Raw genomic sequence first — 23,436 nt, 5'->3', positions numbered from 1 at the left:
GCGACGGGCGGCGGCCTCCTGCGAGTTGGACGCGGCGCCCGCGGGCTTCTTCGGTCCGGGGGTCGTCACGCCGCCTCCTGCTCGGTGAGCTGGGAGAGCACGATCTCCCGGTACGTCGGGTTGTCGGCCATCAGCTCGTGGTGGGTGCCGGTGCCGACGACGGCGCCCTCGTCGAGGACGATGATCCGGTCGGCATCGCGGATGGTGGACACCCGCTGGGCGACGATCACCACCGTGGCGTCCGAGGTCTCCTGGGAGAGCGCGGCGCGCAGTTTGGCGTCGGTGGCGTAGTCGAGCGCCGAGAAGGAGTCGTCGAAGAGGTAGATCTCGGGCCGCCGGACCAGCGCCCGGGCGATCGCCAGGCGCTGGCGCTGGCCGCCGGAGACGTTGGAGCCGCCCTGGGCGATCGGCGCGTCCAGGCCCTCGTCGAAGCGCTCGACGAAGTCCTTGGCCTGGGCGATCTCCAAGGCCCGCCAGAGCTCCTCGTCGGTGGCGTCGGGCTTGCCGTAGCGCAGGTTGGAGGCGACGGTGCCGGTGAACAGGTACGGCTTCTGCGGGACGAGGCCGATCGCCTCGGAGAGCCGCTTGGGGTCGATCTCGCGGACGTCCACGCCGCCGACCAGCACGGTGCCGCCGGTGGCGTCGAACAGCCGGGGGACCAGGCCGAGCAGGGTGGACTTGCCGGAGCCGGTGGACCCGATCACGGCGGTGGTCTCGCCGGGGCGGGCGTGGATGTCGATGGCGCGCAGCACCGGCGCCTCGGCGCCGGGGTAGCGGAAGTCGACGGCGCGCAGCTCCAGGGTGCCGCGGGCGAGCAGTTCGCCGACCGGCGTGGCGGGTGGCACCACGCTGGTCTCGGTGCTGAGCACCTCGTGGATGCGCTCGGCGCAGACCTCGGCGCGCGGCACCATCATGAACATGAAGGTGGCCATCATGACGCTCATCAGGATCTGCATCAGGTAGGAGAGGAACGCGGTGAGCGCGCCGATCTGCATCCCGCCGCTGGCGATCCGGTGTGCGCCGAACCAGAGCACCGCGACGCTGGAGACGTTGACCACGCCCATGACCAGCGGGAACATCAGGGCCATCAGCCGGCCGACGCGCAGCGAGTAGTCGGCCAGCTCGCCGTTGGCGTCGCCGAAGCGGCGCTGCTCGTGGCCGTCCTTGACGAAGGCGCGGATGACCCGGATGCCGGTGATCTGCTCGCGCATGATCCGGTTGACGCCGTCGATCCGGACCTGCATGCCGCGGAACTGCGGGCGCAGCTTGCGCACCAGCAGGACGACCACCAGGCCGAGCAGCGGCACCACGGCCAGCAGCAGCGCGGACAGCGGCACGTCCTGGTTGAGCGCCATGACGATGCCGCCGACGCACATGATCGGCGCGGCGACCATCAGGGTGAAAGCCAGCAGGACCAGCATCTGGACCTGCTGCACGTCGTTGGTGGTACGGGTGATCAGCGAGGGCGCGCCGAACTGGCCGAGCTCCTTGGCGGAGAAGCTCTGCACCCGGTCGAAGACCGAGGCGCGGATGTCGCGGCCGACCGCCATGGCGGTGCGGGCGCTGTAGTACACGGCACCGATCTGGCAGACCACCTGGGCCAGGGAGACGCCGATCATGATCGCGCCGAGGCGCAGGATCGTGCCGGTGTCGCCCTTGACCACGCCGTCGTCGATGATGTCGGCGTTCAGGGTGGGCAGATAGAGCATGCCGAGGGTGGAGACGAGCTGGAGGAGGACCAGCAGCGTGATGGGTTTGGAGTAGGGGCCCAGGTGGGCCCGGAGCAGTCGGATCAGCACCGTGACACTCTCGTCGTCGTCAAGTGAATCGCGCATCCCAAATTACGGAACCTGTGGAAAACCTGTGCACTGCCGCCCGATGGGTGTGCCACCGGGGCCCACCCCCTTTTGGAACGGCCAACTACCCCCTAGGCTGCTGATACTCCTCTTGTTACTCGCCGGTTAATAAGCCGCCACCGAAGCCGCCCCCCGGAGGTCCTCGTTGAGTTCCGCGCAGTCCATGATCGAGCGGCGTCCGCCCTCCGTGGCCCATCTCTTCCTCAGCAGGGTAAAGGCCACCCCGGAGCACGAGGCGTACCGCTTCCCCGTCCCGGTCGACGAGCACGCCGCGGACGGCGCGCCCGGTGCCGAGCAGTGGCGTTCGCTGACCTGGGCGCAGACCGCCGAGCGGGTCAAGGCCGTGGCGGCCGGCCTGATGGCGCTGGGCATCGAGGCCGAGGACCGGGTGTCCATCTCCTCCGCCACCCGGATCGAGTGGATCCTCGCAGACCTGGGCAACATGTGCGCCGGGGCCGCGACCACCACCATCTACCCCAGCACCAACGCCGACGAGACCGCCTTCATCCTGGCGAACTCCGGCAGCCGCGCGCTGTTCGCGGAGAACGTGCAGCAGTTGGCGAAGGCCGCGGAGGAGAAGGCCCAGCTGCCCGACCTGCGCTGGGTGGTCCTCTTCGACGCGGACGAGGAGCTGCCGGCCCACGACGGGCTGGAGGTGCTCACCCTCGCCGAGCTGGAGACGCGCGGCGCCGCGTACCTGGCCGAGCACCCCGACGCGATCGAGAAGGCGGTCGACGCCCTCGACAAGGAGCAGCTCGCCACCCTCATCTACACCTCCGGCACCACCGGCCGTCCCAAGGGCGTGCGCCTGGTGCACGACTGCTGGGCGTACGAGGGCATCGCCCAGGAGGAGAGCGGCCTGCTGGCCGCCGACGACGTGCAGTTCATGTGGCTGCCGCTGTCGCACGTCTTCGGCAAGACGCTGATCTCCGGCCAGATCGCCACCGGCCACGTGATGGCCGTGGACGGCCGGGTCGACCGGATCATCCACAACCTGCCCGCGATCAAGCCGACCATCATGGCCTCGGCGCCGCGCATCTTCGAGAAGGTCTACAACGGCATCGCCGGCCGGGCCAGAGCCGAGGGCGGCGCCAAGTACAAGATCTTCCTGTGGGCCGCCAAGGTCGCCCGCGACCACGCCCGCACCACCCAGGCCAACCGGGTCGCCACCGGCCGCGACAGCGTGCCGTTCGCGCTCGGCCTGCAGCACTCGCTCGCCGACAAGCTGGTGTACGCCAAGATCCGCGCCGCGTTCGGCGGCCGGCTGCGCGGCGCGGTCTCCGGCTCGGCGGCGCTCGCCCCGGAGATCGGCTACTTCTTCGTCGGCGCCGGCGTGCCGATCCTGGAGGGCTACGGCCTGAGCGAGACCAGCGCGGGTTCCTGCGTCAACCGCGCCGAGGACATCCGGGTCGGCACCGTCGGCCGTCCGCTGCCCGGCACCGAGGTCCGGATCGCCGAGGACGGCGAGATCCTGCTCCGCGGCCCCGGCATCATGCGCGGCTACCACAACCTGCCGGAGAAGACCGCCGAGGTGCTGGAGGCCGACGGCTGGTTCCACACCGAGGACATCGGCGAGCTCTCCCCGGACGGCTTCCTGCGGATCACCGACCGCAAGAAGGACCTGTTCAAGACCTCCGGCGGCAAGTACGTCGCGCCCAGCGAGGTCGAGGGCAAGTTCAAGGCGATCTGCCCGTTCGTCTCGAACGTCCTGGTGATCGGCAACGGCCGCAACTTCTGCACCGCGCTGATCGCCCTCGACGAGACGGTGATCATGCCGTGGGCCGCCGAGCACGGCCTGGCCGGCAAGTCCTACGCCGAGGTGGCCGCCGCCCCGGAGACCGTCGCGCTGATCGACGGCTTCGTCCAGCGGCTCAACGGCGAGCTGCAGCGCTGGCAGACGGTGAAGAAGTTCCACCTGCTCCCGCGCGACCTGGACGTCGAGCACGGCGAACTCACCCCCAGCCTCAAGATCAAGCGCCCGGTGGTCGAGAAGACCTACGCGGACGCGGTGGCCGGGATGTACGCCGGCGCCAACGAGGCCTGATCCCGCCCGTCCGGTACGGCTTTCCGAGATCGGTGAGCCGTACCGGACAATGGGGGCATGCCCTCCGCACTCCCCGACGGCGACCCGGTGCCGTCCGACGGTTCCCTGCCCGCCCACGCGCTCCGTGGGCTCGGCTCGCGACCGTTCGGCTTCTACGTCCACGTGCCGTACTGCGCCAGCCGCTGCGGCTACTGCGACTTCAACACCTACACCGCCACCGAGCTCCGCAGCTCCGGCGCGGTCGCCTCGCAGGAGACGTACGCCGACAACCTGATCGCCGAGGTCCGGCTCGCCCGCAAGGTGCTGGGCGACGCCGACCTGCCGGTGCAGACCGTCTTCCTCGGCGGCGGCACGCCCACCCTGCTGCCCGCCCGCGACCTGGTCCGGATGCTCGCGGCGATCCGCGACGAGTTCGGCCTCGCGGAGGGCGCGGAGGTCACCACCGAGGCGAACCCCGAGTCGGTCGACCCCGCCTACCTGGCGGAACTCCGCGAGGGCGGCTACAACCGGCTCTCCTTCGGCATGCAGAGCGCCCGCCCGCACGTCCTGCGGCTGCTCGACCGGCACCACACCCCCGGCCGGCCCGAGGCCTGCGTCGCCGAGGCCCGCGAGGCCGGCTTCGAGCACGTCAACCTCGACCTGATCTACGGCACCCCCGGCGAGTCCGACGACGACTGGCGGGCCTCGCTGGACGCCGCGATCGGCGCCGGGCCGGACCACGTCTCCGCCTACTCGCTGATCGTCGAGGACGGCACCCGGCTGGCCGCCCGGGTCAAGCGCGGCGAACTGCCGATGATCGACGACGACGTGCACGCCGACCGCTACCTGATCGCCGAGCAGGCGCTCGCCGCCGCCGGCTACTCCTGGTACGAGGTCTCCAACTGGGCCACCACCGACGCCGGCCGCTGCCGCCACAACGAGCTGTACTGGACCGGCGCCGACTGGTGGGGCGCCGGACCGGGCGCGCACAGCCACGTCGGCGGCGTCCGGTGGTGGAACGCCAAGCACCCGGCCGCCTACGCCCAGGCCCTCGCCGAGGGCCGCACCCCGGCGCTCGCCCGCGAGGTCCTCGCCGAGGAGGACCGCCGGGTCGAGCGGATCCTGCTGGAGCTGCGCCTGGTCGACGGCTGCCCGCTGACCCTGCTCACCGCCGACGGCCGCGCCGCCGCCGAACGCGCGGTGGCCGACGGCCTGCTGGACGCGGACGCCTTCGCCGGCGGCCGGGCCGCGCTCACCCTGCGCGGGCGCCTGCTGGCCGACGGCGTGGTCCGCGACCTGGTCGACTGACCGGCCCCCGCACCCCGCGGGTGCGCGGTCGAACGCCCGGCCCGGTGGTCACCGGCCCGGTTCGGTGGTGAAGTCGATCAGCTCCTCGACGCGGCCCAGCAGGGCCGGTTCGAGGTCCTTGTAGGAGTTCACCGAGGCGAGGATGCGCTTCCAGGCGGCCGGGGTGTCCACCGGCCAGCCGAGGCGGCGGCAGATGCCCTGCTTCCAGTCCTCCTCGAAGGGCACGTCCGGCCAGCCGGGGATGCCCACGCTGGACGGCTTCACGGCCTGCCAGACGTCGATGTACGGGTGGCCGACGACCAGCACGTGGTCGCCGGTCACCCGGGCGGCGATCCGGTGCTCCTTGGTGCCGGGCAGCAGGTGGTCGACCAGCACGCCGAGCCGTCGGCCCGGGCCGGGGGCGAACTCGGCGACGATCGCGGGCAGGTCGTCGATGCCCTCCAGGTACTCGACCACCACGCCCTCGATCCGCAGGTCGTCGCCCCAGACCCGCTCGACCAGCTCGGCGTCGTGCCGGCCCTCCACGTAGATCCGCGACTCCCGGGCGACCCGCGCCCGGGCCCCCGGGACGGCGACCGAACCGGAGGCGGTCAGGCCCGGCCCGCGGGCCGGCGCCGGAGCGGTCGGCCGCACCAAGGTCACCACCCGGCCCTCCAGCAGGAAGCCGCGGTCCGTCATGGGGAAGACCCGGTGCTTGCCGAAGCGGTCCTCCAGGGTCACCGTCCAGCCCTCGGCGGTCCGCTCGCAGCGCACCACCGCCCCGCAGAACCCGGTGGCCGCCTCCTCCACGACCAGGTCGCGTTCGGCCGCCACCTCGGGCGCGGGCTGCTGCTTCTTCCACGGCGGGGTCAGATCCGGCCCGTAACTCCTGCTGCGCATCTGACGGAGTCTACGGCCGCTGACCGGCCGTCACCCGGGAGACCCGCACACCCCGCACACCTGGCGCACCCCGCGCCCGCCCTCACCCAGGGTAGGGCGCGGCGACCGCCAGCACCTCGGCGATCCGCTGCTTGACCGCCTCGCGGTGGGGGAGCGCCCGTACCTCGCCGCCGACCCAGTCCGGGCGGACCCCGCGGTCGGCGAGCAGGTAGAGCACGCGCAGGGTGCGCAGCGTGTTGGAAGCGAACGGCGGCATCGGGCCCGGCTCGCCGGTGGCGAAGACCTCCGCGATCCGGTCCAGCCAGGCCACCGCCCGGCCCTCGGTCAGTTCCCCGCGGGTCAGGGTGAGGGCCAGCGCGAAACCGAGCCGGTCGTCCTCCATCGCGTCCCACACCTGGTCGGTCGGCGCGAGCAGCCGAGCGGCGCCGAGGGCGAGCGGCTCGGCCGGGTCGACCTCGGGGTGCTCGCCGAAGGCGCGCAGCAGGTCGGCGCCGTGCGCGACCGCGTGCAGCCACCCCAGCGCCGGGTCCCACCCGCGCAGGTCGGTCTCGGCGGGGTACCAGCGGCCGAACGCCGCCAGCCACTGCGGCCGGTACGCACCGGCCCGGACGAGCTTCGCCAGGACCAGGGGTGCGAACGTCCGGGCCTGGACCTCCGGATCGTCGAAGCGCCCGGCCAGCTCGTCCCCGAGGGCCAGGCGCGCCTCGGGCGCCAACTCGGGCACCCAGCGCGCCAGCAGGGGGTAGGCCCGCTCGTCGCGCTCCACCGGGTCGGGCGAGCGCAGGGCGGCGCTCACCACCGCGACGGACTCGGCGGAGGGGGCGGCGGCTTCCAGAAGGTCCCAATCGGTCACGGGCGGACTCTAGTGCGGGCCGGTCGACCGCGCACCGGCCCGGCCCGGGGTGGGGAGTCAGTCCGTCAGGCCCGGGGCGCCCCAGACGGGGAACCAGCGGGAGAGGTCCTGTTCGACCCGGAGGTCGTTGGTGAGCAGGCCCTTGGCCTGGAGCTCGACCGGGCTGTTGCGCTTCTCGCCGCCGCCCGGCACCGGGGCGAACGGGTAGAAGGTGCCGCGCTTGTAGAGGTAGACCAGGCCGAGGGACTGCCCCGCGGGGTTGCGGAAGGCGACGATCGAGCAGAGCAGTTGCGGGCCGAAGCCGTTCGCCTCGAGCTCGCTGTTGACCGCGTGCAGGTCGTTGACCAGGTCGGCGATCTCCTCGGGGGTGTGGCGGGCGAGCAGCCAGGTGTAGCCGTAGGAGTCCTGGGAGACCTCGACCGGGACGCCGCCGCGCGCGGTGTCGGCGTCCAGGAGCTCGCGGACCTGCGCCTGGACGTCGGCGAACGCCCCGCCCTCGACGGCGGCGAAGCACACCGACCCGAGACCGGTCGGCCGGAAGCCGGACGCGGCCTCCAGGGTGAGCGCGGCGGAGGGGACGGCGAACAGCTGGTCCAGGTCGGGCTTGACCGGCTTGGAGCGGCCGAACAGGGCGTCCAGGAATCCCATCTCAGGTCCTCTCAGGTCCTCTCGGGTCCGCGAGGACCGGTCCTCGCGGACCGGGGCTCGGCGGCGGTCGGGTTCAGCGGCCGAGTTCGGTCGAGATCTTCTCCAGCTGCTCCAACCGCCGCTCCAGCGTCGGGTGGGTGGAGAACAGCCGGCCGGCGGCCTCGCGGGCGCTCAGCGCGGGGGCGAAGTAGAAGGCGTTGTACGGCTGGGCCTGGCGCAGGTCCCTGGTGGGGATGGCGGCGATCTGCCCGCTGACCTTGGTCAGGGCGGAGGCCAGTGCGCTGGGCCGGCCGGTCAGCTGGGCGGCGGCCCGGTCGGCGGCGAGTTCCCGGTAGCGGGAGAGCAGCCGGGTGAGCAGGAAGCTGATCGCGTACACCACCATGGCCACCAGCGGGACGATCAGTGCCGCGATCGCGGCGTTGGAGTCGTTGCTGTTCCGGTTGGAGCCGACGAATCCGCCGTACAGGGCCATCCGGGTGATCGCTCCGGCCAGCACGCCCAGGAATCCGGCCACCGTCATCACCGCGACGTCCCGGTGGGCGACGTGCGAGAGCTCGTGGGCGAGGACGCCCTCCAGCTCCTCCGGTCCGAGCCGGCGCAGCAGGCCGGTGGTGACGCAGACCACCGACTTCTCGGGTTTGCGGCCGGTGGCGAAGGCGTTCGGCATGTCGTTGTCGGCGACCGCCACCCGGGGTTTGGGCATGTCGGCGAGGGCGCAGAGCCGGTCGACGGCGCCGTGCAGCTGCGGGTACTGCTCGGGCGTCACCTCGTGGGCGCCCATCGCCCGTTCGGTGATCTTGTCGCTGAACCAGAACTGGGCGACGAACAGGCCGCCCGAGATCAGGACGATCAGCGGCCACGCGCCGCGCAGCAGCACGATCAGCAGCCCGGTGAAGCCCACGTACACCAGGCCGATCAGGAACATCGTGGTGACCATCCGCCCGGTCAGACCGCGGTCGGGCGCGAACCGGGAGTGCTGTGACGTCGACATCGCCGCTTCCTCCTCAGGTGCCTTCTGAGTTCGATGCTGCCACTCGGACGAGGATCACGTGGCCGGGCCGTTCCTGCCGTCGGACCCGGGCCTTACACTGGCAGGTACGGTCCTGGCACTCTGCCTTCCGGAGTGCCAGACGGGGGACGGCTACCAGGTCAACGGACGAAGACGGAGGTGCGTGCCATGCCCGAGGACGGCAAGCCCGAGGCCAGGCGGTTCGACGCCCGCCCGTCCGTCCGCCCGCTCGACGAGCGGCGGCTCGCGGTGCTGCGCGCGATCGTCCAGGACTACGTGGGCACCGAGGAGCCGGTCGGCTCCAAGGCCCTGGTCGAGCGGCACAACCTGGGCGTCTCCCCGGCCACCGTGCGCAACGACATGGCCGCGCTGGAGGAGGAGGGGTACATCCAGCAGCCGCACACCAGTGCGGGCCGGATCCCCACCGACAAGGGGTACCGGCTGTTCGTCGACCGGCTCGCCGAAGTCAAGCCGATGTCCGCGCCCGAGCGGCGCGCCATCCGGCACTTCCTGGAGAGCGCCGTCGACCTGGACGACGTGGTCGCCCGCACGGTGCGGCTGCTCGCCCAGCTGACCCGGCAGGTCGCCGTCGTCCAGTACCCCTCGCTGACCCGCTCCACCGTGCGGCACATCGAGCTGGTCGCCATCACCCCGACCAAGCTGATGCTGGTGCTGATCACCAACACCGGCCGGGTCGAGCAGCGACTGGTCGACTGCCCCGGCACGGTGGGCGAGACCCTGCTCGGCGACCTGCGCGCCAAGCTCAACGGCATGGCCGGCGGCTGTCCGCTGCCCGAGGTCCCGGTGGTCCTGGAGGATCTGCCGTCCGGCTTCGAGCAGGTCGAACGGCCGATCGTCAGCGTCGTGCTCGCCACCCTCTTCGAGACCCTCGCCGAGCAGAACGAGGAGCGGATCATGCTGGCGGGCACCGCCAACCTGACCCGCTTCGGCCACGACTTCCCGCTCACCGTCCAGCCCGTGCTGGAGGCGCTGGAGGAGCAGGTCGTCCTGCTCCGCCTCCTGGGCGAGACGGCGGAGTCCGGGATGACGGTCCGGATCGGCCACGAGATCGCGTACGAGGGGCTCAATTCCACCTCGATGGTCTCGGTCGGTTACGGTTCGGGCGACCAGAGCGTGGCAAAGCTCGGGGTGATCGGTCCGACCCGGATGGATTACCCGGGCACAATGGGGGCGGTGCGAGCGGTGGCACGGTACGTGGGCCAGATCCTGGCCGAGTCGTAGCAGGGATGCCGGTCGGAGCCGGCGCAGTCGATCGCAAGCACTTCTAGAGGCGGAACAAACCGGAGCATTTGGTGGCCACGGACTACTACGCGGTACTCGGCGTCCGACGCGACGCGGGGCAGGACGAGATCAAGAAGGCGTTCCGACGCCTCGCACGCGAACTGCACCCGGACGTCAACCCCGACCCGAAGACGCAGGAGCGGTTCAAGGAGATCAACGCCGCCTACGAGGTGCTCTCCGATCCGCAGAAGCGCCAGGTCTACGACCTCGGCGGCGACCCGCTGTCGCCCAACGGCGGCGGCGCGGGCGGATTCGGCGCGGGCGCGGCGGGCTTCGGCTTCTCCGACATCATGGACGCCTTCTTCGGCGCCGCCTCCGGCCAGCGCGGTCCGCGCTCCCGGACGCGCCGCGGCCAGGACGCCATGATCCGCCTGGAGATCACCCTGGAGGAGGCCGCCTTCGGCACCACCAAGGAACTCCAGGTCGACACCGCCGTCACCTGCACCACCTGCAACGGCGAGGGCGCCGCCCCCGGCACCTCCGCGCAGACCTGTGACATGTGCCGCGGCAAGGGCGAGGTCTCCCAGGTCACCCGGTCCTTCCTGGGCCAGGTCATGACCTCCCGCCCCTGCCCGCAGTGCCAGGGCTTCGGCACCGTGGTGCCCACCCCGTGCCCCGAGTGCGCCGGCGACGGCCGCGTCCGGGCCCGCCGCACGCTGACCGTGAAGATCCCCGCCGGTGTCGACAACGGCACCCGGATCCAGCTGGCCGGCGAGGGCGAGGTCGGTCCCGGCGGCGGTCCCGCCGGTGACCTCTACGTCGAGATCGCCGAGACCGCCCACCAGGTGTTCCAGCGGCGAGGGGACGACCTGCACTGCACGGTGACCATCCCGATGACCGCCGCCGCGCTCGGCACCCAGGTGCCGCTGCAGACCCTCGACGGGCTGGAGGAGGTCGACATCCGGCCCGGCACCCAGAGCGGCCAGTCGATCCCGCTGCACGGTCGCGGCATCACGCACCTGCGCGGGGGCGGCCGGGGCGACCTGATAGTGCACGTCGAGGTGCAGACGCCGACCAAGCTCGACCCGGAGCAGGAGGAGCTGCTGCGGCGGCTCTCCATGCTGCGCGGGGAGGAGCGTCCGTCGGGCCAGTTCGCGCCGGGCCAGCAGGGGCTGTTCTCCCGCCTGAAGGACGCCTTCAACGGAAGGTGATGCAGACCAGCTCTCGCTCGAAAGGTTCTCCGTCATGACTGCGCCGGTGTTCGTCGTCGAGACCGCCCTGCTGGCCGGGGTCACGCCGGGGGCGACGGTGCGGCTGGACGGGGCGGAGGGGCGGCACGCCGTCGCGGTGAAGCGGCTGGAGGCCGGTGAGGCGGTGACGCTGGCGGACGGGCTGGGGCTCGGCGTGTTCGGGACGGTCGCCGCCGTGCACGGCAAGGACGCGCTGGACGTCACCGTCGCGGAGGTCCGCGAGGAGCCGGAGCCGAGCCCGCGGATCGTCGTGGTGCAGGCCCTGCCGAAGGGCGACCGCGGCGAGCTGGCCGTCGAGACGATGACCGAGGTCGGCGTGGACGTGGTGATCCCGTGGTCGGCGTCCCGGTGCATCACCCAGTGGAAGGGCGACCGGGGCGCCAAGGCGCTGGCCAAGTGGCGGGCGACCGCGCGCGAGGCGGGCAAGCAGTCGCGGCGGCTGCGCTTCCCCGAGGTGCGCGAGGCGATGACGACCCGTCAGCTCGTCCCGTTGCTGGGACGGGCGGCGCTGGCCGCGGTGCTGCACGAGGAGGGCGCGACGCCGCTGGCCGCGGCGGAGCTGCCGGTCGGCGGGGACATCGTGCTGGTCGTCGGCCCGGAGGGCGGGGTCGCCCCGGAGGAGCTGGCGGCCTTCGCCGAGGCGGGCGCGCAGCCGTACCGGCTCGGGCCGTCGGTGCTGCGGACGTCCACGGCGGGTGTCGCGGCGGGCGCCCTGCTGCTGGGCCGCACCGGCCGCTGGGCGTAGCGCGCCGGTCCGGAACGCCGGAATTCGTGGCCGGGCCGTCCCCGGCTGCTTATGGTGGCCGGTGTGACAGATTCTCAGCGCGGCTACCTGCGCCATCCCCATGTGCACGGTGACCTGGTCACCTTCGTTGCCGAGGACGACGTCTGGCTGGCTCCGGTGGCCGGCGGGCGGGCCTGGCGGCTGACGGCGGACCAGGTGCCGGTGGCGCACCCGAGGTTCTCGCCGGACGGGCGGCACATCGCCTTCACCTCGATGCGGGACGGCGCGCCGGAGGTGCACGTCGCACCGGTGGACGGCGGGCCGTCCCGGCGCCTGACGTTCTGGGGCAGCCCGTTCACGGCGGTGCGCGGCTGGACGGCGGACGGCCGGCCGGTGGCGACGACCACCGGCGGGCAGGCGACGATCCGCCGCACCTGGGCGTTCGCCGTGCCGCTGGACGGCGGCCCCGCCGAGCGGCTCCCGTACGGCCCGGTGAGCGGGCTGGCGCAGGAGCCGGGCGGGGAGCGGACGCTGCTGGTGTCGGCGTTCGGCCGGGAGCCCGCGATGTGGAAGCGCTACCGCGGCGGGCAGGCGGGCAAGCTGTGGATCGGTGCGACGGAGTTCGCCCGGCTGCACGCGGACCTGGACGGGCACCTGGAGTCGCCGCTGTGGGTGGGCGAGCGGGTGGCGTTCCTGTCGGACCACGAGGGCGTCGGGCAGCTGTACTCCAGCCTCCCCGACGGCGCTGACCTGCGCCGGCACACGGACGGTGGGTTCTACGCCCGCGGCGCGTCCACCGACGGCACCCGGGTGGTCTGGTACAGCGCCGGCGACGTCTGGCTGCTGGACGACCTGCGGGGCGCCGAACCGCGCCGGTTGGAGCTCAGCCCGGCCGGCCCCCGCACGCTGCGCCAGCCCCGGCCGGTGTCGGCCGCCGGCCGGATCGACTGGGTGGCCCCGGACCGGACCGGTCGGGCCAGCGCCGTGGTGGTGCGCGGCACCGTGCACTGGCTGACCCACCGGGAGGGCCCGTCCCGGGTGCTGGACGAGACGGCCGGGGTGCGGGCCCGGCAGGTGCGGGTGGTGCCCGGCGAGGACGGCGGGCAGGGCGCGGTGTGGGTGACCGACGCCGAGGGCGACGACGCGATCGAGTACGCGCCCGCCGTGCTGGGGGCGGAGCGGCGGCGGCTGGCCGCCGGGCGGCTCGGCCGGGTCCGGGCCCTGGAGGTCTCCCCGGACGGCAAGCTGCTGGCGGTCGCCGCGCACGACGGCCGGGTGCTGCTGGTCGCCCTGAGCGACGGCGCGGTGCACGAGCTGGCCCGCAGCGGTGACGGCGAGGTGAGCGGGCTGGTGTTCAGCCCGGACTCGGCGTGGCTGGCCTGGTCGCAGCCGGTGCTCGGCCCGTGGGCGCTGCGCCAGATCATGCTGGCCGACCTGACCTCACGGACCGTCAGCGAGGCGACCCCGCAGCGCTTCCACGACTACTCGCCGGCCTTCACCGCGGACGGGAAGCACCTGGCGTTCCTCTCGGTGCGCAACTTCGACCCGGTGTACGACGCGCACGTCTTCGACCTGTCCTTCCCGGCGGGCACCCGGCCGTACCTGATCACGCTGGCGGCCGACACCCCGTCGCCGTTCGGCCCGCAGCGGGCCGGGCTCGGCCTCGGCGGGGACGAGGACGAGCCGAAGGACGAGAAGAAGGACGAGGCCTCCGCGCACCCGGCGACCCGGGTGGACCTGGACGGGATCGCCGACCGGATCGTCCCCTTCCCCGTGGAGGGCGGCCGGTTCGGCTCGCTGCGGGCGGCCAAGGACGGCGTGCTGTGGACCCGGCTCCCGTTCGTCGGCGAGCTCGGCGACATCGCGTCCTCGCTGGAGGCCGACGAGCCCAGGGCCGCGCTGGAGCGCTACGACCTGAAGAAGCGCCGGGTCGAGCAGCTGCTCGGCGAGCTGGACGGATTCGCGGTCAGCGGCGACGGGGCGCGGCTCGCCGTCCTCGACGAGGGCGCCCTGCGGGTGGTGCCCGCCGACCGGAAGGCCGGCGAGGACGAGGACCTGGACGTGGACCTGGACCGGATCCGGGTCACCGTCGACCCGGCCGCCGAGTGGCGGCAGATGTTCGACGAGAACGGCCGGTTGATGCGCGACAACTTCTGGCGCGCGGACCTCGGCGGCGTCGACTGGGCGGGCGTCCTGGAGCGCTACCGACCGCTGGTCGAGCGGGTCGGCTCGCACACCGACCTGGTCGACCTGCTCTGGGAGACCGTCGGCGAGCTGGGCACCTCGCACGCGTACGTGATCCCGCCGGGGCGCGGCGCGGAGGCGGCCCGCCGGCAGGGCCTGCTCGGCGCCGACCTGGTGCGGGAGGGCGAGGTGTGGCGGGTCGAGCGGATCCTGCCCGGCGAGTCCTCGGACCCGCGGGCGCGCTCGCCGCTGGCCGCGCCCGGCGTCGCGATCCGGCCCGGTGACGCGGTGCTGGCCGTCAACGGCCGGCCGGTGGACCCGGTGGCGGGCCCGTTCCCGCTGCTGGCCGGCACCGCCGGGCAGCCGGTGGAGCTCACCGTGGTCGGCAAGGACGGCACCGGGGAGCGGCACCCGGTGGTGGTGCCGCTCGCCGACGAGGAGGCGCTGCGCTACCACGACTGGGTCGCGGGCCGGCGGGAGCTGGTGCGCGAGCTGTCCGACGGGCGGCTCGGGTACCTGCACGTGCCGGACATGCAGAGCGCCGGCTGGGCGCAGCTCCACCGCGACCTGCGGGCCGAGATGGCGCGCGAGGGGGTGGTGGTCGACCTGCGGGAGAACCGCGGCGGCCACACCTCGCAGCTGATCATCGAGAAGCTGGGCCGGAGGATCATCGGCTGGGACCGGGCCCGTGACATCGACGCGGCCGAGCCGTACCCGGCGGACGCCCCGCGCGGGCCGGTGGTGGCGCTGGCCAACGAGTTCTCCGGCTCGGACGGCGACATCGTCAACGCGGCGATCCAGGCGCTGGGCATCGGCCCGGTGGTCGGCACCCGCACCTGGGGCGGTGTCATCGGCATCGACAGCAAGTACCACCTGGTCGACGGCACCCTGGTGACCCAGCCCAAGTACGCCTTCTGGCTGGAGGGGTACGGCTGGGGCGTGGAGAACCACGGCGTCGACCCGGACGTCGAGGTGCCCGTCACGCCGCAGGACTGGGCGGCCGGCCGCGACACCCAGCTGGAGGAGGGCGTCCGGCTGGCGCTCGCCGCGCTCGCGCGGACCCCCGCGAAGACGGCACCGGCCGCTCCCTCCTAGGGAGCGCCCCTGGTTGTACGCTTCCGGGCGTACTGACAAGCGTTCAGGAGGAGAAGCAGATGGCCGGCGAGGCGCAGTCCGACTGCCTGTTCTGCAGGATCGTGGCGGGGGAGATCCCGGCGACGGTGGTGCGCAGGACGGAGCGCACGCTGGCGTTCCGGGACATCGCGCCGAAGGCGCCGGTGCACGTGCTGGTGATCCCGCACGCGCACTACCCGGACGCCGCCCGGCTGGCGGCGGCGGAGCCGGAGATCGCCGGTGAGCTGCTGGCGGAGGCGGGCCGGGTGGCCGAGGACGAGGGGATCTCCGACTACCGGCTGATCTTCAACACGGGTGCGGGCGCGGGGCAGACGGTCTTCCACGCGCACGTGCACGTCCTCGGCGGCACGCCGATGACCGAGCGGATGATCTGAGGCACCGTGTCGCAGCGTGAACTCGTCGTCCTGGGCACCGCCAGCCAGGTGCCGACCCGGAACCGCAACCACAACGGCTACCTGCTGCGCTGGGACGGCGAGGGCCTGCTGTTCGACCCGGGGGAGGGCACCCAGCGGCAGATGCTGCACGCCGGGGTGTCCGCCACCGGGATCACCCGGATCGCCGTGACGCACTTCCACGGAGACCACTGCCTGGGCCTGGCGGGCGTGATCCAGCGGATCAACCTGGACCGCGTCCCGCACCCGGTGGACGCCTACTACCCGGTGTCCGGGCAGGTCTTCTTCGACCGGCTGCGGCACGCCACGGCGTACTTCGAGACCGCGGAGCTGCGGCCCCGGCCGATCTCGGAGCCCGGGCCGCTGGAGGCGCCGGGGGCGCCGTTCGCGCTGGAGGCGGTGCGGCTGTCGCACCCGGTGGAGTCGTTCGGCTACCGGCTGGTCGAGCCGGACGGCCGGCGGCTCGACCCGGCGCTGCTGCGGGCGGCCGGGATCGCCGGCCCGGCGGTGGGCCGGCTGCAGCGCGAGGGCCGGGTCGAGCTGGACGGCCGCACCGTCACCCTCGACGAGGTCAGCGCCCCGAGGCCCGGGCAGAGCTTCGCGTTCGTGATGGACACCCGGCTGTGCGGGGGCGTGCAGGAGCTGGCGTCCGGCGTCGACCTGCTGGTGATCGAGGCGACCTTCCTGGACGCGGACGCGCACCTCGCCGAGGACCACGGCCACCTGACGGCCGCGCAGGCGGCGCGGGTGGCGGCCGAGGCGGGCGTGCGGACGCTGGTGCTCACCCATTTCTCGCAGCGCTACCCGGACCCGGAGGGCCATCTCGCGGAGGCGCGCAAGCACTTCGACGGCGAAATCGTGGTCGCCGAGGACCTGGCGCGCATCCCGCTGCCGGCCCGGAACTGAGCGCGGGGCCGAGCGCGGAACGGGCGGAAAACCATTCGCGTCGGCCGCGGATCAGGCGGACCATCGAACGCGCTGCGCCGCTCCGGCGAACACCTGCGCGGCGTACCCTGGTGACCCGGAGAGCCCGGAGCGCCACACGAGACGACGGATGGGGATGAGGCAGGCGGCAGCGCCGACCCATGAGTGACACACCGCAGACCCGAACCAACGGACAGCAGCGCCCCGACGGGGAGGCCAGCACCCGGATCGTCATTCCGGAGAAGCACCCGATGGTCACCTTGCTGGGCGCGGCCGACTCGCTCCTGCGAGTGATCGAGAGCGGCTTCCCGGACGCCGACATCCACGTCCGCGGCAACGAGGTGACCGCCACCGGTTCCCGGGCCGAGATCAAGCTCGTCGAGCAGCTCTTCAACGAGATGATGCTGGTGCTGCGCACCGGCCAACCCCTGACGGAGGACGCCGTGGAGCGCTCCATCGCCATGCTCAGGAGTGCCCAGGACGACCCGGCCCACCCGGCCCCGTCCGAGGTCTTCACGGCGAACATCCTGTCGAACCGGGGCCGCACCATCCGCCCCAAGACCCTGAACCAGCAGCGCTACGTCGAGGCGATCGACAAGCACACGATCGTCTTCGGCCTCGGCCCGGCCGGTACCGGCAAGACCTACCTGGCGATGGCCAAGGCCGTCCAGGCCCTGCAGGCCAAGGAGGTCAACCGGATCATCCTGACCCGTCCGGCGGTCGAGGCGGGCGAGCGGCTGGGCTTCCTGCCCGGCACGCTGTACGAGAAGATCGACCCGTACCTGCGCCCGCTGTACGACGCGCTGCACGACATGATGGACCCGGACTCGATCCCCCGGCTGATGGCCGCGGGCACCATCGAGGTCGCCCCGCTCGCGTACATGCGCGGCCGCACCCTGAACGACGCCTTCATCATCCTGGACGAGGCGCAGAACACCTCGCCCGAGCAGATGAAGATGTTCCTGACCCGGCTGGGCTTCAACTCGCGGGTGGTGGTCACCGGTGACACCAGCCAGATCGACCTGCCGGGCGGCACCCGCAGCGGCCTGAAGGTGGTCCAGGAGATCCTCGCCGACGTGCCGGACATCCACTTCTCGGTGCTCACCAGCACCGACGTGGTGCGGCACAAGCTGGTCGGCCGGATCGTGGACGCCTACGAGCGCTGGGACGCCCAGCAGGAGGCCGACGAGGCCCCCGCGAACCGCAAACCCGTCCAGCGCCGGGGCGCCCGTGCCCCGCGCCAGTCCCATCGCACCGAAAGCTGAGTAACGCACCCTCCATGTCGATCGACATCGCCAACGAGTCCGGCTGGGACGCGGACGAGGAGTCCATCCTCGACGTCGCCCGGTACGCCCTCGACAAGATGCGGATCCACCCGCAGTCCGAACTGTCCGTGATCCTGGTCGACAGCGACGCGATGGCGGAGCTGCACGTGCAGTGGATGGACCTCCCGGGCCCCACCGACGTGATGTCCTTCCCGATGGACGAGCTCCGTCCCGGCAAGGAGGGCGAGGACCTGCCGCAGGGGCTGCTCGGCGACATCGTGCTCTGCCCCGAGGTCGCCGAGAAGCAGGGCCTGGCCGCCCCGTCCAAGCACTCCATGGACGAGGAGCTGCAGCTGCTCACCGTGCACGGCGTGCTGCACGTGCTCGGCTACGACCACGAGGAGCCCGACGAGGAGCGCGAGATGTTCGCGCTGCAGAAGCGGATCCTGGACGACTGGCGCGCCGGTCGCGGACTGTCCGGGATCTCCCCGGCGCCGACCACCCACTGAGGGCCGGCCGTCTGTGAGTGGTGAGAGTACGAGCTTCCTCGTCGGAGCTCTCCTGCTGGTCGTGCTCGGCTGGCTCGCGGCGTGCGCCGAGGCCGGCATCTCCCGGATCTCCCGGTTCCGCGCCGAGGAGGCCGCGAGGGCCGGCCGGCGCGGCGCCGACCGGCTGCTCGCGCTGACCTCCGACCCGATCCGCTACCTCAACCTGGCCACCCTGATCCGGGTGGCCTGCGAGATGGCGGCGGCCGTGCTGGTCACCGTGGTCTGCGTGCGGAGCTTCGAGGAGACCTGGCAGGCGGTGCTGACCGCGGTCGGCGTGATGGTGCTGGTCTCCTTCGTGGCGGTCGGCGTCTCGCCGCGCACCATCGGCCGCCAGCACCCGCTGACCACGGCCACCACCGCCTCGTACGTGCTGCTGCCGCTGGCCCGGATCCTCGGGCCGATCCCCAAGCTGCTGATCCTGGTCGGCAACGCGCTCACCCCGGGCAAGGGGTACAAGGAGGGGCCGTTCGCCTCCGAGGCGGAGCTGCGGGCCCTGGTGGACCTGGCGGAGCAGGACGACCTGATCGAGGACGAGGAGCGCCGGATGGTGCACTCGGTCTTCGAGCTGGGCGACACCATCGTCCGCGAGGTGATGGTGCCGCGCACCGACCTGGTGATGATCGAGCGGCACAAGACCGTCCGGCAGGCCCTCACCCTGGCGCTGCGCTCCGGCTTCTCCCGGATCCCGGTGGTCGGGGACAACGAGGACGACGTGGTCGGCATCGTGTACCTGAAGGACCTGGTCCGGCGCACCCACATCAACCGGGAGTCGGAGTCCGAGCAGGTCGACGGGGTGATGCGCCCGGCGGTGTTCGTCCCCGACTCCAAGCCGGCCGCCGACCTGCTGCGCGAGATGCAGCAGATGCGCTCGCACGTGGCGATCGTCATCGACGAGTACGGCGGCACGGCCGGCCTGGTGACCATCGAGGACATCCTGGAGGAGATCGTCGGTGAGATCACCGACGAGTACGACCGGGAGATCGCCCCGGTCGAGGACCTCGGCGACGGCTCCTACCGGATCACCGCCCGGCTGCTGGTGGAGGACCTCGGCGAGCTGTTCGGCATCGAGCTGGCCGACGAGGACGTGGAGACGGTCGGCGGCCTGCTCGCCAAGCACCTGGGCCGGGTGCCGATCCCCGGGTCCTCCTGCGCCATCCCGGTGCCGGAGGAGACGGGCAGCGACCTGCTGTCCATCCGGCTGACCGCCGAGAGCTCGGCCGGCCGCCGCAACCGGATCGGCACCGTGGTCGCGGCGCCGGTGCGCGAGCCCGCGGAGATCGGGGAGCCGGTGGAGGCGGAGCACGAGTAGCAGTCCCGGCGTTCCGGACAAGGCGGCCCGCGGGGAGCCCCCCGCGGGCCGCCTTGTCCTTGGAGGAACCGCCGGGCCTGCGCGCAGCGTTTGCCCCGGGCTCGCCGGGATGACGACGATGGACACATGGCACATCAATTGCGCGCGGAGTACGGCGCCGGGGGGCCGTCCGGCCAGGTGGCCAGGTGGCACGTCGTCCGGAGCACCGACCCGTCGCACGGCATGTGCGGCGCGGAGATCGTCGCGGACGCCGAGACCCGGCCCGAGTCGGACTGGGGCACCGGCCTGCGGAGCTGCCAGCAGTGCGGCTCGCTGTACCTGCACGAAGCCCCGTTCCTCCCCGAGGACTGGGCCTGAGCGGAGGTTGCGATGAAATTGCAGGACGAACTACCGGTCGACCACAAGCTCGGCCGGGTCTACCGGTTCGGCGCCGGCCTCGGCGGCGTCTTCCTGGTGGTCTTCGGCATCCTGGGGCTGACCGGCAGCCACCCCGGCTTCATCGACACCGAGGGCAAGGAGGTCCTGGGCCTCTCCAGCAACGGCGCGCTCAGCGTGCTCTCGCTGGTCGCCGGCGGCGTGCTGATCCTCGGCGCGGTGATCGGCGGCAACATCGCCTCCAACATCAACATGGCGATCGGCCTGCTGTTCGTCCTGGCGGGCTTCGTCGGACTGATGGTGCTCGACAGCAGCGCCAACCGGCTGGCCTTCCACATCTCCAACGTGATCTTCAGCTTCGTGTTCGGCTTCGTGGTCCTGACCTTCGGCATGTACGGCAGGGTCAGCAGCCACCTGCCCAAGGACAACCCGTACTGGAAGGAGCGGCACTCGCGCCCGGAGACGCTGCCCTCCGGCCCGCCCACCTTCGTCAAGGTGATGCGGCCCGGGCCGCCCAACCCGACCGGGCACTGATGTTCTGGGGGTGATCGGCGCGCGCCGCGGCATGCCGGGCGCGCGCCGCCGGGTGAGAGTGGTCCCCGTACGCCTACGGACGGAAGGGGACCACCGGCATGGTGATCGAGGGGCGGTCGGGGATCGGGTACGGCGCGATGGTGCTGTCGCCCGGCATGTACGGGGAGATCGACGACCGGCGCGGGGAGGCCGCGCTGCGGGCCGCGCTGGACGCCGGCGCGGTGATGATCGACACCGCGGACGGGTACGGGCCGGACGGGCACAACGAGCGCCTGGTCGGGCGGGCGCTGGACGGCCGGGACGACGTCCTGGTCGCCACCAAGTTCGGGTTCCGGATCCCGGACGGCGCCGAGGCGCACCGCTTCCCGGTGAACTACGCCTTCGGCGAGCTCGCGGTGAACTGCGAGCCCAAGTTCGTCCGCGGGTACGCCGAGCAGTCGCTGCGCGGGCTCGGGGTGGAGGCGATCGACCTCTACTACCCGCACTTCCCGGACCCGCAGGTGCCCTTCGAGGACACCGTGGGCGCGGTCGCCGAGCTGATCGAGGACGGGCTGGTCCGCCGGCTCGGCGTCTCGAACGTCACCGCCGAGCAGCTGCGGGCGGCGCACGCCGTGCATCCCGTCGCGGCGGTGCAGGCGCAGTGGTCGATGTGGCAGGCGGTCGACCCGGAGCTGCTGGCGGCGGCGAAGGAGCTGGGCACCGCCGTGGTCGCCTGGAGCCCGCTCGGCGGCGGCTTCCTCACCGGCACCGTCGAGGGGCTGGGCGAAGGGGACTTCCGCCACCAGCAGGAGCGCTTCAGCGGGGACAACCTGCGGACCAACAACGACCGCTACGCCCCGGTGCGGGCGATCGCCGCCGAGCTGGCCGTGACGCCCGGGCAGCTGGCGCTGGCCTGGCTGCTCCACCAGGACGCCCAGGTGGTGCCGATCCCCGGCAGCCGCACCCCGGCGCACATCGCGGAGAACCTCGCGGCGGCCGAACTCGCGCTGGACGCACCGACGCTGGCCCGGATCGACGCGGCGCTGGCGGCGTTCGCCCCGGTGGGTGAGGGCGCGCTGATGGAGTGAGCCTATGCTCGTTGCCCATGAGCGAGATCTCCGAGCTGGACCCCGAGGACAAGAAGATCGTCACGCTGGCGCGATCCGCCCGCGCCCGCAACGGCGTCGAGGAGGGCGCGGCGGTGCGCGACGAGACCGGCCGCACGTACGTGGCGGGCACCGTGGCGCTGGAGTCGCTGCGGCTGAGCGCCCTGCAGACGGCGGTCGCGATGGCCGTCGCCAGCGGCGCCAAGGGCCTGGAGGCGGCCGCCGTGGTGACCGCGGCCGGCGCCCCGGCCGACGCCGACCTGGCGGCCGTGCGCGACCTGGGCGGGGCCGGTACGCCGGTGCTGCTGGCCGGTCCGGACGGCACGGTGCGGTCGGTCACCGGGGCCCGCTGAGCGACTCCTCCCGAGCCCCCTTGTGGCAGGGCGATAATCTGACCGCAAGGGTGGCGTCGGGGGAGGGGACCATGGGCGTACTGGCGTTCTTCGCCGGGCTGCTGCTGACCGTGATGGGGCTCGGCCGCTGGCACGAGACCGGCTCGCCGTGGTGGCTCGCCGGATCGATCGCGCTGCTGGTCCTGGTGCTGATCGGCGGGCTGACGGGCGGCAAGAAGACCGGCTGACCGGCCGGGCGTCGGTGATCAGGGAGAATGGTGCCCATGAGTAGTCCTTCCTCCCCGTACCGCTCCGGGTTCGCGTGCTTCGTCGGCCGTCCCAACGCGGGTAAGTCGACCCTGACCAACGCCCTGGTCGGGACGAAGGTCGCGATCACCTCCGACCGCCCGCAGACCACCCGGCACACCGTCCGGGGCATCGTCCACCGCCCCGACGCGCAGCTCGTCCTGGTGGACACCCCCGGCCTGCACAAGCCCCGCACGCTCCTCGGCGAGCGGCTCAACGACCTGGTCCGCTCCACCTGGGCCGAGGTCGACGTGATCGGCTTCTGCCTGCCCGCCGACCAGAAGCTCGGCCCCGGCGACAAGTTCATCGCCAAGGAGCTCGCCGAGATCAAGAAGACCCCCAAGGTCGCCATCGTCACCAAGACCGACCTGGTCGACTCCAAGCGGCTGGCCGAGCAGCTGATCGCCGTCCACCAGCTGGGCGCCGAGCTGGGCATCGAGTGGGCGGAGATCATCCCGGTCTCGGCGGTCGGCGACAAGCAGGTCGAGCTGGTCGGCGAGCTGATCACCAAGCTGCTCCCGGAGGGCATGCCCCTCTACCCGGACGGCGATCTGACCGACGAGCCCGAGCAGATCATGGTCGCCGAGCTGATCCGCGAGGCCGCGCTGGAGGGCGTCCGCGACGAGCTGCCGCACTCGCTGGCGGTGGTGGTCGAGGAGATGATCCCGCGCGAGGGCCGCCCGGCCGACCGTCCGCTGCTGGACATCCACGCCAACGTCTACATCGAGCGGCAGAGCCAGAAGGCGATCGTGATCGGCGCCAAGGGCTCGCGCCTGAAGCACGTCGGCACCACCGCCCGCAAGCACATCGAGGCGCTGCTCGGCACCCCGGTCTACCTGGACCTGCACGTCAAGGTCGCCAAGGACTGGCAGCGCGACCCCAAGCAGCTGCGCAAGCTCGGATTCTGACGGAGCGTCCGTCGAGGCCCGGCGGGTGACCACCCGCCGGGCCTCCGGCGTGTTCGGCCGGCGTGCTCAGCCGGAGTCGCGGACCACCAGGCGGACCGTCATCAGCTCGCGGGAGACCGGCTCGGCGACCGGGTCGGCGACCGGCTCGGCGACCGGGTCGGAGATCAGCCGGTCGACCAGCTCGGCGAGCTCCTCGCCGGCCGGCAGGCTCATGTGGACGGTGGTGAGCCGGGGGCGCAGCAGCCGGGCCAGCATCAGGTCGTCGGCGCCGACCGTGGCGACCGCCCGGGTGCCGGCCCGGTGCAGCAGCTCCACGCCGGCGGGGGTGAGCAGCGGTTCGAAGCAGAG

22 protein-coding genes and 1 pseudogene are annotated in these 23,436 nt (G+C 72.7%); 17 read left to right on the top strand and 6 right to left on the bottom strand.

All coding sequences use genetic code 11. The features are described 5' to 3' along the window. Positions 1-65: 65 nt before the first annotated feature. The gene (locus tag ABEB06_RS12920; protein WP_345701826.1) at positions 66-1,799 is read right to left on the bottom strand and encodes an ABC transporter ATP-binding protein; all 1,734 of its coding nucleotides are present in this window, start codon (positions 1,797-1,799) and stop codon (positions 66-68) included. A 202-nt stretch (positions 1,800-2,001) separates the two neighbouring features. Between ABEB06_RS12920 and ABEB06_RS12915 the strand changes: the two genes are divergently transcribed. After that, positions 2,002-3,900 carry an AMP-dependent synthetase/ligase gene (locus ABEB06_RS12915; RefSeq protein ID WP_345697001.1) on the top strand — a complete coding sequence of 633 codons (1,899 nt, stop codon included), beginning with the start codon at positions 2,002-2,004 and terminating at the stop codon, positions 3,898-3,900. A gap of 57 nt (positions 3,901-3,957) precedes the next feature. Next, positions 3,958-5,187, top strand: coding sequence for a radical SAM family heme chaperone HemW (hemW, locus tag ABEB06_RS12910; protein ID WP_345697000.1), 1,230 nt, complete (start codon positions 3,958-3,960; stop codon positions 5,185-5,187). Between the two features lie 48 nt (positions 5,188-5,235). Here the strand turns inward: hemW and ABEB06_RS12905 are convergent, their stop codons facing one another. The 4 genes from ABEB06_RS12905 to htpX form a co-directional block, all read right to left on the bottom strand. Beyond that, a complete protein-coding gene (locus ABEB06_RS12905; RefSeq protein WP_345696999.1) occupies positions 5,236-6,066 on the bottom strand; it encodes a DUF3097 domain-containing protein in 831 nt (276 codons plus the stop codon). 82 nt (positions 6,067-6,148) lie between these two features. Continuing rightward, positions 6,149-6,919 carry a DUF2785 domain-containing protein gene (locus ABEB06_RS12900; protein WP_345696998.1) on the bottom strand — a complete coding sequence of 257 codons (771 nt, stop codon included), beginning with the start codon at positions 6,917-6,919 and terminating at the stop codon, positions 6,149-6,151. Positions 6,920-6,976: 57 nt separating this feature from the next. Continuing rightward, a complete protein-coding gene (gene pspAB, locus ABEB06_RS12895) occupies positions 6,977-7,567 on the bottom strand; it encodes a PspA-associated protein PspAB (protein WP_345696997.1) in 591 nt (196 codons plus the stop codon). Between the two features lie 73 nt (positions 7,568-7,640). After that, positions 7,641-8,558 (bottom strand): zinc metalloprotease HtpX, encoded by a 918-nt coding sequence (htpX, locus tag ABEB06_RS12890; RefSeq protein WP_345696996.1) that lies wholly within the window; start codon positions 8,556-8,558, stop codon positions 7,641-7,643. A gap of 186 nt (positions 8,559-8,744) precedes the next feature. Between htpX and hrcA the strand changes: the two genes are divergently transcribed. From hrcA to era, 15 genes are all read left to right on the top strand, one after another. Then, positions 8,745-9,818: a heat-inducible transcriptional repressor HrcA gene (gene hrcA, locus ABEB06_RS12885; protein ID WP_345696995.1), complete on the top strand. Its 1,074-nt coding sequence runs from the start codon at positions 8,745-8,747 to the stop codon at positions 9,816-9,818. 71 nt (positions 9,819-9,889) lie between these two features. Beyond that, the gene (gene dnaJ, locus ABEB06_RS12880; protein WP_345696994.1) at positions 9,890-11,029 is read left to right on the top strand and encodes a molecular chaperone DnaJ; all 1,140 of its coding nucleotides are present in this window, start codon (positions 9,890-9,892) and stop codon (positions 11,027-11,029) included. A gap of 34 nt (positions 11,030-11,063) precedes the next feature. Next, positions 11,064-11,813 carry a 16S rRNA (uracil(1498)-N(3))-methyltransferase gene (locus tag ABEB06_RS12875; RefSeq protein ID WP_345696993.1) on the top strand — a complete coding sequence of 250 codons (750 nt, stop codon included), beginning with the start codon at positions 11,064-11,066 and terminating at the stop codon, positions 11,811-11,813. Between the two features lie 51 nt (positions 11,814-11,864). Beyond that, on the top strand, positions 11,865-15,071 hold the full coding sequence (locus ABEB06_RS12870) for a S41 family peptidase (RefSeq protein ID WP_425559618.1): 3,207 nt from the start codon (positions 11,865-11,867) through the stop codon (positions 15,069-15,071). Between the two features lie 59 nt (positions 15,072-15,130). Then, on the top strand, positions 15,131-15,484 hold the full coding sequence (locus tag ABEB06_RS12865; RefSeq protein WP_345696991.1) for a histidine triad nucleotide-binding protein: 354 nt from the start codon (positions 15,131-15,133) through the stop codon (positions 15,482-15,484). A gap of 6 nt (positions 15,485-15,490) precedes the next feature. Beyond that, positions 15,491-16,408, top strand: a complete 918-nt coding sequence (locus ABEB06_RS12860) for a ribonuclease Z (protein WP_345696990.1) — start codon at positions 15,491-15,493, stop codon at positions 16,406-16,408. A 179-nt stretch (positions 16,409-16,587) separates the two neighbouring features. After that, entirely contained in the window at positions 16,588-17,691 is a 1,104-nt protein-coding gene (locus tag ABEB06_RS12855; RefSeq protein ID WP_345696989.1) for a PhoH family protein, read from the top strand. 14 nt (positions 17,692-17,705) lie between these two features. After that, entirely contained in the window at positions 17,706-18,200 is a 495-nt protein-coding gene (gene ybeY / locus ABEB06_RS12850; protein ID WP_345696988.1) for an rRNA maturation RNase YbeY, read from the top strand. 13 nt (positions 18,201-18,213) lie between these two features. Continuing rightward, entirely contained in the window at positions 18,214-19,548 is a 1,335-nt protein-coding gene (locus ABEB06_RS12845) for a hemolysin family protein (RefSeq protein ID WP_345696987.1), read from the top strand. Positions 19,549-19,674: 126 nt separating this feature from the next. After that, positions 19,675-19,905, top strand: a complete 231-nt coding sequence (locus tag ABEB06_RS12840) for a hypothetical protein (RefSeq protein WP_345696986.1) — start codon at positions 19,675-19,677, stop codon at positions 19,903-19,905. 12 nt (positions 19,906-19,917) lie between these two features. Beyond that, entirely contained in the window at positions 19,918-20,457 is a 540-nt protein-coding gene (locus tag ABEB06_RS12835) for a DUF4383 domain-containing protein (protein WP_345696985.1), read from the top strand. A 98-nt stretch (positions 20,458-20,555) separates the two neighbouring features. After that, on the top strand, positions 20,556-21,524 hold the full coding sequence (locus tag ABEB06_RS12830) for an aldo/keto reductase (RefSeq protein ID WP_345696984.1): 969 nt from the start codon (positions 20,556-20,558) through the stop codon (positions 21,522-21,524). A gap of 17 nt (positions 21,525-21,541) precedes the next feature. Then, positions 21,542-21,895 carry a cytidine deaminase gene (locus ABEB06_RS12825; protein WP_345696983.1) on the top strand — a complete coding sequence of 118 codons (354 nt, stop codon included), beginning with the start codon at positions 21,542-21,544 and terminating at the stop codon, positions 21,893-21,895. A gap of 71 nt (positions 21,896-21,966) precedes the next feature. Next, entirely contained in the window at positions 21,967-22,122 is a 156-nt protein-coding gene (locus ABEB06_RS12820; RefSeq protein ID WP_345696982.1) for a hypothetical protein, read from the top strand. Positions 22,123-22,158: 36 nt separating this feature from the next. Beyond that, complete coding sequence (gene era / locus ABEB06_RS12815) at positions 22,159-23,088, top strand: GTPase Era (protein ID WP_345696981.1); 930 nt, start codon at positions 22,159-22,161, stop codon at positions 23,086-23,088. A gap of 66 nt (positions 23,089-23,154) precedes the next feature. Here era and ABEB06_RS12810 read toward each other — a convergent pair. Further along, positions 23,155-23,367: pseudogene (locus tag ABEB06_RS12810) on the bottom strand (hypothetical protein); the annotation flags it as partial. Positions 23,368-23,436 lie beyond the last annotated feature (69 nt).

The sequence above is a fragment of the Kitasatospora terrestris genome (assembly GCF_039542905.1).
In the GTDB taxonomy this organism is placed as follows: Bacteria; Actinomycetota; Actinomycetes; order Streptomycetales; family Streptomycetaceae; genus Kitasatospora; species Kitasatospora terrestris.
Note: the sequence above shows the minus strand (reverse complement) of the source record. Positions and strands in the feature narration are given on the sequence as shown.